Here is a 10,554-nt window from a genome sequence, read left to right as displayed (position 1 = left end):
GGAGGTCACATGGAAGATCAGATCCTGGAAAACGGGAATGGTTCCGTTCAGGGCGCTACTTGTGTATAAGAGTCAGGGGTAGTGCCGAGACAAATGGAACTTGTCTGCATAATTTTGTAAGAGGCGTTTTAATGACTCGAATTCATCCGTCGAAGTTTTGTACGCGAAAAGTGGACGCTCATCAGGATGTTTTAACCCACGTCTTGCTAAAAATTCCGAAATCCATTGGTTAATTTGCACTTTGATTTCCCTTTTCCCGATTCATCATGACGCGCCACAAAACGGCAATCCAAGAGTCATTTCATCTAAAAAAATTACGACGATTTACATCCCCACCATTCTTTGGGCGCTTTGCATCCATGAGGCTTTGAAGGCGAGGTCGTTGGCGAACAGCTTATAGAGCTCCAGTTCGTCTTTACGGCGTGCCAGCATGACCTCTTTCATGATCTTCTCGAAGGCCAGCTCCCGGTTGATCGGGTCTGGGTTGTTCTGATACTTGGCCTCGAAATCGGGATGTTTTTTCACGCTATCGACGATGTTCACGAACTTCACCTTCTGCTCTTCCGGGGTTGAGCTCCAGCCCTGGAACCACTTCTCGTTAAAGCTCTTGATGATCTCGTCCAGCGGGTCGGTCTCTTTGTCTGTGCCGTGAGCGCCGCGTGGATTGGGGTTTTGTGGATCGAGTTCTGAATCGTCGGCATCCAGGGTGATGGTGTGATTGAGCTTCACACGCTGCAGGCCGTAGGAGGAGAGATCCACCGATTCGAGCAACTCATCGAGCAGGTCGGCATCCGGATCTTCCACCTTGAGTTTGGGGATCAGGAACTTGAGGAACCAGAACAGTTTCTCCCACGTCAGCATGTCATAAGGCATGATGGCGGCCATCTGGCCGTAGATTTTCACGAATTGCTTGGCCTTGATCTTGATGTCGGCCTTCTCTTCGTTACTCAGCTCCAGCTCATGATTGAAGCGCTCAGCGGCCTTATCGATGATGACGCTGAGCTGCTGGGCGTCCTCGTTATTGAAATAGCGCGCCACAAAATCCTCGACCTCGAACCACTCGTAGACAGCGCTATCGTCCAGTGAGTCCTTGAGCTCATGCAGCACATTGATGTCGGTGGCGCCGGAGAGCGAGGTGGCGGTGTAGAAGGGATCGAACGCTGCCTTGATGTCGTCTACTGAGTTGAAGAAATCGAGGACAAACAGATCTTCGGTCTTCTTGCCCCACTTGGGCGCGGCGCGGTTCAGGCGGGAGAGGGCCTGCACGCACAACACGCTAGCCAGCTTCTTGTCGACGTACATGGTGCAGAGCTTGGGTTGATCGAAACCGGTCAGGTATTTGTTGGCCACGATCAGCAGGCGATACTCATCGGTATCGAATTTGTCACGGGTATCGTTCTCGGGGAACCCGTTCAGATCAGCCTCGGTGTATTCAATGCCATCCACCTCCTTGCTGCCGGAGAAGGCAATCAGTGCCTTGAACGGATTACCCAGCGCCTCCAGTTGGCGGGTGATGGCCTTGTAATAGCGGATGGCCGAGACGATGTTCTGCGTCACCACCATGCCCTTGCCTTTGCCCTTGAGCTTCTTGGCATTCACCACATGGGGAATAAAGTGCTCGAGCATGATCTCGGCCTTAACGTCGATCGTCTCCTGGCTGCCTTCCACATAAGCGCGCAGCTTTTTCTGCGCCTTCTTGCTGTCAAACAGCGGGTTCTCTTCGATGGATTTGCTGATCTCGTAATAGCTGCGATAGGTGGTGTAGTTGGTCACCACATCGAGGATGAAGCCCTCCTCAATCGCCTGCTTCATCGAATAGAGGTGAAAGGGCTGGTAGGTACCATCGGCCTGTTTCTGGCCGAACTTCTCCAGCGTGGTGTTCTTCGGCGTGGCGGTGAAGGCAAAGTAGGAGGCGTTGCCACGCATCTTGCGCGAGCGCATGGCTTGCAAGATCAGATCCTGGGTGTCCTCCATCTCCTCCTCGGTGTGCATCTTGCCCATCGCCGCGTTCATCTTGCCGTGGGCATCCCCAGATTGGGAGCTGTGCGCCTCATCGATGATGACGGCGAAGCGCTTGTCGCTCAGATCGCTGATGCCATCGACGATAAACGGGAACTTCTGGATGGTGGTGATGATGATCTTCTTGCCGTTCTCCAGTGCCGACTTGAGCTCGGATGACTTGTTGGCGGGCGCTATGATGTTCTTGACCTCGGAGAACTCCTTGATGTTCTCGCGCAGCTGTTTGTCCAGCAGTCGCCGGTCGGTGACGACGATGACCGAATCAAACAACGGCTGATCGACGGCCTTGGCTCCATGCACATCGACGCTTGTCGGGTAAACCTCGATCAGCTGATAGGCCGCCCAGGTGATGGAGTTGGATTTGCCAGAACCTGCCGAGTGCTGAATCAGATAGGTTTGACCTACGCCGTGGTGGCTGGCATGGTCTATCAGCCTGCGCACCACATCCAGCTGATGGTAACGGGGGAAGTACAGGGTGCGTTTGCTCAGCAACTCTTTGGCTGATCCATCCAGACGCACAAAGTGCTGGATGATGTTAGCCAGGCTCTCCTTGGTGAAGACCTCTTGCCACAGGTAGGCGCTCTTATGGCCGGTTGGGTTCGGCGGGTTCCCCTTGCCGTGGTGATGCCCCTTGTTAAAGGGTAGGAAGAAGGTCGCATTCCCGGCCAGCTTGGTAGTCATATAGACTTCGTCGGTATCGACCGCCATATGCACCAGGCAGCGGCCAAAGTTCAGTAGCGGCTGGTTGGTATCGCGATCTTCCCGGTACTGCTTCTGGCCGTGGTAGCGGGCATTCTGGTTGGTCCAGTGATTTTTCAGCTCCAGGGTGATGAGCGGGATGCCGTTGATAAACAGCACCATGTCGATCTCTTGCTTGGGGTTCTGCGCCGAGTAGGCCACCTGGCGGGTACAGCTAAAGAGGTTGGCGGCAAAGTGTTGGTGCACAGCCGCACTGCTGCTGGCCAGCGGGGCCGGGTACATCAAGGTCAGGTGGGCATCGTCAAGGCTCAACCCTTTTTTCAACAGGTGCAGCACCCCCTGTTTTTGCATGATGCGATCGAAACGCTCCAGCACCTTGCGTTGCCAGTCATGGGGGTGATGCTGCTTGAGCTTGGCCAGCTCCGTGGCTTGGGTGGTCTCGAGAAATTGCCAGAATAGCCGGGTATCGATGGCGTACTGCTTGTCAAAATCGCTGGCCAGCCCCAGCACAAAGCCGTGATGGGGCTTGGCGTAGACAGCGGCCGCTTCGCCGATGCCACTGCCGAGTGTTTCCAGACACTGGCCGGTCAGGGCCTGCTCGATGGCCGCTTCAAGGGCCTGTTCTTTGGTATTGCTGACCATGCATACTCCCTGCTCGTTATTTCTTGTTAACCTGCCAGTGGCCGTTTTTCTTGGGCCCGATAAATGTCAGTACCCCTTGGGCTTTAAGCTTGGCGACGGCGCGCTCCACGGTGGAAAGAGCCTTGCCCAGCCGCTGTGCGACCTCGGCTAGCGTGATCTGCGGATGCTGTTGCAGCAGACTCAGGATCTGTTCCGGGGTTTTTAGTGGTGTTTGTACCCGCGTTTCTACCTGCATTTGTACCCGCGTTTCACTATCCGCTTGGGTATGGATGGCTTCTTGCAGGCTGTCTTCAATCGCTTGCAGTAAAAACTCGATAAAGGCGGAACAATCGCTTTTCTGATCGGATTCAGTCAGTAACTGGTAATAGGTTTGCTGGCGATGTTTGATGACGGTTTCCACCGGCAGGAACGCCAGCATGGGCTGCCAATGGCTCAATATCAGGGTTTGCCATAAGCGCCCGATACGGCCATTGCCATCACCAAACGGGTGAATAAATTCAAACTCGTAATGAAAGGCGGCCGAGGCGATGAGCGGGTGGGCATCGCTGTGCGCTAACCAGTCGAAGAGATCGGCCATCAGGCGCGGGATCTGGCTGACCGGTGGGGCCATATGCACCAGCTGCTCACCGCGATAGATGCCAGCCCCTTTGCTGCGCCAGTGGCCAGCGTCATCAATCAAGCCATGCAGCAATAAGGCATGTGCGGCCAGTAAGTCGTCGATGTGATGCGGGTGCCACTGCTCCATTGTTTCATAGGCGGCAAAGGCGTTGCGCACCTCCTGGATCTCTTTGGGCAGACCCAGTACGGTTTTGCCCGCTAACACGGCGGTGACCTGCTCCAGCGTCAGGGTGTTTTGCTCCACGGCCAGTGAGGCCTGAATGGTTTTAATGCGGTTGCCACGGCGCAGCTCAGGCACCAGCCGGTTTTGATTGGCTGCCTTCCATGTGCCAATCAATTCGCCGATGCGGGCCACATGGCGCATCATGGTGTGGGTGAGCTGAAACGGTGGTTGATAGCTCATGGCTAAACCACCTTAATCTTGCCGGTGACGGCGCTATTAATCAGAGTGGTTTTGTATTCTTTTAGTTTTTCAATTTGGAGTTGAAGATGTTCAACCCCCTCATTTATCTTGGTCTTTTCAGATTCTATAAATGTGACAATGGCTTCCTGCTCGTTTTTTGGCGGTAACACCATGAATCTAGATGATAAATTATTGTATCTAATCCTAACAGCTCGTTGCCTGACTGCATTACAAATGACCAGAATGTATTTTGCCAATGCCATTTCGCGAAGCAAATAGGCGAAATAGTATTGGGATACGCCAGCTCTAATAGGGTCACAAATTACATACTCTGGAGTACATTTGCCATCAGATTCTGAGACACCAATTGCGCCTTCAAATGCATCCATTGAATTCAGAACGAGCTGACCCTTTCTAATGCCCTGATAGCCACCCTCGATAATAGCTTCAGTGTAGCCTTCCAGTCGGCGATTAGAACGAAGAGTGACCTGTCCATCTCTATACGATGTAACTACTCCATCGTCCTTCCTAACAGATAGTCTGCTTTGCGAAAACAAATTTTTGAATCGGATAACTTCCCAATGCTCCGGGATCTTGCCAATCCACTCCACGCCAGAATCTTTCATCGGCACAGTCGGGTCGAGACCTTGGGTCACAGCCTGCTGGATCAGGATCTGCTTGCGCTCGTTAAGCAGCGCGATCTGCTGCTCCTTAATGGCAATCGCTTCGTCAATCTGGGCGGTTTTTGTATCCAGAAAATTGGCGATGGCGGTTTGTTCGGCCTCTGAAGGGTATGGAAGGTTTATTTTTTTAAAATGATTTTTGTCTAGTGATTCTCTCAATTCCATAATCCCAGTGCAGTATTTAATCATGGATTTATAGAATGTCGAATCAGAGAATAAGTATGAATAGTATCTAATATTAAACCTTGAGTTTTTTGGCTTTAAGACAATATATACTTGACTTAATGCTCCATGATATTTGGAAAGGCCTAGTGAACCTATTACTATGTTCATTTTGTTAATGACCAAGTCATTTGGGTGTACTATCTTATAGCGTTGAATATCCTCTGACTTGTTGTTTCCAATAGCACCTTTTTCATCATATGGTATAACACCACGGTCTCTCGTGACCGACAGAATAAAATCTGTTTTCGGCCCTATATTTTTCTCGTTGCGTTCATCAAAAATCGCTCTAATTGGGAGCAATTGCCAATCTGAAGGAATTAAACCAGAAAACTCAGAGCCTGAATTTTTATATGTCTCATATTTTGGCATAGCAGTCAGCGTCATCATTATCGTCTCCTGCTTATGCCTGGGGTAGGGATGTGGTGAGACCCAAAATCTGGGCAATCAGGCCATCGGCTTGTTTTTCCAGCGTCAGGATCTCCTGAGCGACGGTCTCGAGTGAGCGCAGCGGTTTATGGCGGTAGAAGTACTTGTTGAAGCTGATCTCATAGCCGATCTTCACCGATTCCATATTCAGCCAAGCTTCCGCCACATGGGGTTTAACCTCATCGAGGAAGTACTGGTAGATGCTCTGGCTCAGCGGCACCGACTCGCTGTCGCGCAAGTCGCTGCTGGATTCGTAGGTGACAAACTCGCCCTTCTTGCCAGCGGGGTAGTAACCGAAGTCCGGTAGATCGGCCTCTTCACAGCTGTAGCGATCCAGCAACTCCCCGAGCTTGTCGGCACTGAGCTTGACCACCTTTTTTACCACCTTGGCGGCGGTGTCGTCATACCAGCTGACGGCATTCAGAATGGCGTTCTTTTCAGGGGCGGAGAGCTTCATGCTGCTGGCTTTGAGTGCGGCATCGACCTCGTCTTTAAACTGGTTGAAGTCGTTGAACTCCTGCTCACCTATGGTTTGCATCAGGGTCTGTGCCACAAACAGCAACTGCCGGGCGTCGAGCCAGAAGCCGGTATCGAGCAGTTTCCCCTTGGCCTTGGTATTGAGGCTGATCTCGTTCTGTTCGCACCACTCGAGGATGGCGTTACTGTGTTCCTGCAAGAAGCCGGGGGTATAGACCTTTTCCTGATAGCGGTCGTAGCAGTAGGCCATCACCTCGGCCAGCGACTTGTCAAAGCGTAGGCTTGCGATGCGCTCGGCGCTGAATTGAGCTTTACGGCGGTCCGGCCGCTCGACGGTGACCTTGTAGTAACCAAAATCCTCGTTTTTGAATACCTTGCTGGCGATACCGATCGGGTCGCCATTAGCGTCTAGTTGGCGCTCAACCTCCTGGCACGCCAGGTAGGTCGCGGTGATCTCTTCGATATGCTCGGGGGCAAATTCGCAATTCTTGTTGCCCAGGTTCTTGCGCAGCTTGCGATAGAGCAGGCTGGCATCGATCAGCTGTACCTTGCCTTGACGTGAGTGCGGCTTGTTGTTGTTCAGCAGCCAGATATAGGTGGTGATGCCGGTGTTGTAGAACAGGTTGTTCGGCAACTGGACGATAGCCTCGAGCATATCGTTTTCAATCAGGTAGCGGCGGATATTGCTCTCGCCACCGCCCGCATCGCCGGTAAACAGACTGGATCCGTTATGCACCGAGGCAATACGGCTGCCCAAGGGGCTGGTCGCAGGGGATTTCATCTTGCTGACCATTTCCATCAAAAACAGCAACTGGCCATCGCTGGAGCGTGGCGTGGCATCACAGCCCTTGGGATCCACTTCTCCCCAGTAATCGGCCAGCTGCACTTTGAAGCGGCTATCGATGACCTCAGTCCCTTCCTTGATGTATTTCTGCTCCGAGGCCCAGCTTTTGCCGTAGGGCGGGTTGGAGAGCATAAAGTCAAAGCGCATCTGGGAGAATTCATCGGTCGACAGGGTCGAGCCGACCTTGATGTTGGCAGGGTCATTGCCCTTGATCATCATGTCGGACTTACATATGGCGTAGGTCTCGTCGTTGATCTCTTTGCCGTAGAGGTGAATATCGCGACTGGCACCCTGGGCCGGGTATTTTTCTTCGATAAAGTTTTGGGACTCGGTCAGCATGCCGCCGCTGCCACAGGCCGGATCATAGATGGTCATAGTGAGCGGCAGTTGATCCTTGATCGGGTCAAACACCAGATGGGTCATCAGTTCGATCACCTCGCGCGGGGTGAAGTGTTCCCCGGCCTCTTCGTTATTCTCTTCATTGAATTTGCGGATCAGCTCTTCAAACACATAGCCCATGCCGAGGTTAGTCAGGGCAGGCAGTTTGTTGCCCTCCGGATCTTCACCGTCTTTGGGTGTCAGGTTGATGTAGGGGGAGATAAATTTCTCGACCACATCCAGCAGCACCTGCTTGTCGGCCATATGGCGGATCTGCGCCTTGAGGTTGAAGCGGCTGATGATCTCTTTGACGTTATCGCTGAAGCCATTGAGGTATTCATTGAAGTTTTCCAGCAGGATCTGCTGGTTATTGGTGGCCGCGTTAAACAGCGAGTTGAGCGTCCATTTGGAGATGTTGTAGAAGACATAACCGGAGGCGGCCTTGAGCGGCTCTTCGTCCAGCTCAACGGCATTCATCTCCTGCTGCTGGAAATGGACGTCGTCCAGTACCGCTTGTTTGGTGGGTTCGAGCAGGGTGTCCAGGCGGCGCAACACCACCATCGGCAGGATCACATCACGATACTTGCCGCGCACATAGACATCGCGCAGGCAGTCATCGGCAATACTCCAGATAAAAGAAACCAGTTTGTTGTGTACGCTGTGATCCATCTTGTTGTCCTGTCTTTCCGGGCTCGCCCGGTAAAAAATAAAAAATTAAGTTCGACCCGGTGCCAACGTCGCATTGCTGACGTTATCGAGGCAGTCCGGATTTGCCAGCCAGAGCTGATATTCGGGGCCATCGAGATGATGGTCGGCGGAACAGTCCACATTCCACAGGCGCAGCAGATAACCCGCCGTGGCGGCCCGCACTGTGGCGTATCGGACACCGTCTGTCATGGCGTAGTCGAGGGCGATGGCCTCTGGGTGCTGACGGGCAGGGTGGGGCTTAAGCGCCAGCGTTACCTGCGTTGTCCATTGAGCATCTACGTCTGGGAGCTCTTCTGCTCGGGCCTTCTCTTCGATCAGCAGTTGCGCGTGAGCGATGCGTGTCAGTACGAAATCCCGGAACTCGCTATGCGTGCGGTCATAGGCGCGGGCATGCCAGCGCAAGCCGCTGTCGACCAGCGTGTGCGGCACTATGTCCCGCACCGTTTCCCCGCTACTAAGCGAGACATAGCGGATGCGTAGGGCGCAGCGACGGTAAATCGCTTCGGTCAGTTGGGCGACAATCGCCAGTGCCGGTTGATTGAGGTGGTGCGGCGCCTCACAGGCAAAGGGCAGCATACCCTTGCCGGAGAAGCCGTCGCCAAAGCCCTGGCTCAAGGTGGCGAGGGTTCGCAGCGGATCATACTCAAACAGTGACGTAAACGCCGCGCCGCGAATGTGCACTCGTCGCTTGGCATCGTATTCGATGTTTTGCGGTGCCAGCTCGCGATAGAGCATGAAGTCTTTGGTGACCTGAGCGGGCGCCATGTTAAAGCGAGTCATCAGATCGGCCCGCACCGCTTCGCCTTTGAACATCAAGGTGAAATCGATATGGGCGATCCGCTCTCGAGTCGCCTGTGGCAGGGCCTCGAGACGCTTCTGGATGACGCTGGCTAACATCAATTCCTACACCTGATAAAAAAGATTAGGTTCATCGTAAAGCAATCCGATGCACTTGGAAACCATCAGTTGAGTAAAAAAACTAGATGCAGATGGCACTTCTTCACATCTACATCTGTTCACGCCAGCGGTATGGTCAACAGTGGCGTTGTTGCTCAAATCAGGGAACTATCCCGCAGTTTGGTGATCTGATCTCTTAGGTTCACCACCGGGAGCGCCAGATGGGCAAGTCCAAGCACAAGATCAGCAACTGGAAACAGTACAACCAAGCCTTGGTGCAACGTGGTTCGTTGACCGTCTGGATGGATGAGCAAGCCATCCAGCAGTGGCATTGCCAGACCCATCATGGCCGCCGAGGGCGAGGCTTCCATTACAGCGACTCCGCCATTGAAACCGCGCTGATGCTCAAGGCGGTATTCAAGCTACCGCTGCGTGCCTTGGAAGGCTTCATTAACTCGCTGTTCGAGCTGATGAATGTGCCCTTACAGTCGCCGGACTACAGCTGTATCAGCAAGCGCGCCAAGACGGTCGAAATCAAGTACCGCCTACCGAGCCATGGCCCAGTGGCTCACCTGGTCATCGATGCCACCGAACTCAAGGTCTATGGCGAAGGCGAATGGAAAATTCGCAAGCACGGCAAGGAGAAACGCCGCGTCTGGCGCAAGCTTCACCTGGCCGTAGATGCGGTGACCCATGCCATCGTTGCAGCCGAAGTCAGCCTGGAAACGGTGGGCGATAACGAGGTGTTGCCCACGCTGCTCAACCCCTTGCGCCGCAAGATAGAACAAGTCAGCGCCGATGGTGCCTATGACACCAGAGCCTGTTATGCCCTACTGCAAAAGAAGGGCATCAAGGCCACCATACCGCCGAGAAAGAATGCGGCATTCTGGAAGAAAGGCCATCCACGCAACGAGGCGGTTGCCGCGCTCAAGGCAGGAGAACTGGAGCAATGGAAAAAGGACTCTGGCTATCATCAGCGCTCGATAGCTGAGACCGCCATGTATCGCTTCAAGCAGCTCATCGGTCCGAAACTGAGTCTGCGGAGCTACAACGCCCAGGTGGGTGAGATCCTGGCTGGGGTAAAAGTCATGAACAAGGTCATAGGGCTTGGTATGCCCATTCGGCAGGCCGTCAACTAAGCCCGCCCGGCGGGTTGGGGAGCGAGTATCCGACTTTGGATTTGATCAACAAGGCCGCGGCTTTATCATTCCCAGAGAATTCTTTTATCAGTCTTCGCGGCGGGCTACAGGAAGCAGTGAAAAATGTTCCGTGCCGGATGGGGTAGGGGTCTGGCTTGGGCACGACGAGATCAGACCGTGCCTGTAGATTTAGGCACGGAAGTGCCTTTTTTAGGCACATGACCAAAAAGAGGCTCGAATGACTCAATTCTTTTGAATAGAAAAAACTAATGCGACAGAAAGCAAAAATCCCGCTCGTGAGCGGGATTTTCTAGGATTTGGTGCGTCCTAGTGGACTCGAACCACCGACCCCCACCATGTCAAGGTGATGCTCTAACCAGCTGAGCTAAGGACGCA

The 10,554-nt window shown here is 53.4% G+C and carries 6 protein-coding genes and 1 tRNA gene; 1 reads left to right on the top strand and 6 read right to left on the bottom strand.

The window, feature by feature from the left end; all coding sequences use genetic code 11:
- Window positions 1-324: 324 nt before the first annotated feature.
- From PG892_RS17100 to PG892_RS17080, 5 genes are read right to left on the bottom strand one after another with little or no spacing between them, the layout of a single operon-like run.
- Window positions 325-3,360, bottom strand: coding sequence for a type I restriction endonuclease subunit R (locus PG892_RS17100; protein WP_270825611.1), 3,036 nt, complete (start codon window positions 3,358-3,360; stop codon window positions 325-327).
- Between the two features lie 16 nt (window positions 3,361-3,376).
- Complete coding sequence (locus PG892_RS17095) at window positions 3,377-4,381, bottom strand: Fic family protein (protein ID WP_270825610.1); 1,005 nt, start codon at window positions 4,379-4,381, stop codon at window positions 3,377-3,379.
- A gap of 2 nt (window positions 4,382-4,383) precedes the next feature.
- Entirely contained in the window at window positions 4,384-5,676 is a 1,293-nt protein-coding gene (locus PG892_RS17090; RefSeq protein ID WP_270825609.1) for a restriction endonuclease subunit S, read from the bottom strand.
- A gap of 13 nt (window positions 5,677-5,689) precedes the next feature.
- Window positions 5,690-8,083: a type I restriction-modification system subunit M gene (locus PG892_RS17085; RefSeq protein ID WP_270825607.1), complete on the bottom strand. Its 2,394-nt coding sequence runs from the start codon at window positions 8,081-8,083 to the stop codon at window positions 5,690-5,692.
- A gap of 45 nt (window positions 8,084-8,128) precedes the next feature.
- A complete protein-coding gene (locus PG892_RS17080; RefSeq protein ID WP_270666958.1) occupies window positions 8,129-9,019 on the bottom strand; it encodes a WYL domain-containing protein in 891 nt (296 codons plus the stop codon).
- Window positions 9,020-9,240: 221 nt separating this feature from the next.
- On the opposite strand from PG892_RS17080, the gene PG892_RS17075 reads away from it, so the two are divergent.
- A complete protein-coding gene (locus PG892_RS17075; protein ID WP_270666956.1) occupies window positions 9,241-10,158 on the top strand; it encodes an IS5-like element ISEc35 family transposase in 918 nt (305 codons plus the stop codon).
- A gap of 318 nt (window positions 10,159-10,476) precedes the next feature.
- Here the strand turns inward: PG892_RS17075 and PG892_RS17070 are convergent.
- Window positions 10,477-10,553 (bottom strand) — tRNA-Val (locus tag PG892_RS17070).
- Window position 10,554 lies beyond the last annotated feature (1 nt).

The sequence above is a fragment of the Aeromonas sp. QDB68 genome, assembly GCF_027707405.1.
Classification (GTDB): domain Bacteria; phylum Pseudomonadota; class Gammaproteobacteria; order Enterobacterales; family Aeromonadaceae; genus Aeromonas; species Aeromonas caviae.
Note: the sequence above shows the minus strand (reverse complement) of the source record. Positions and strands in the feature narration are given on the sequence as shown.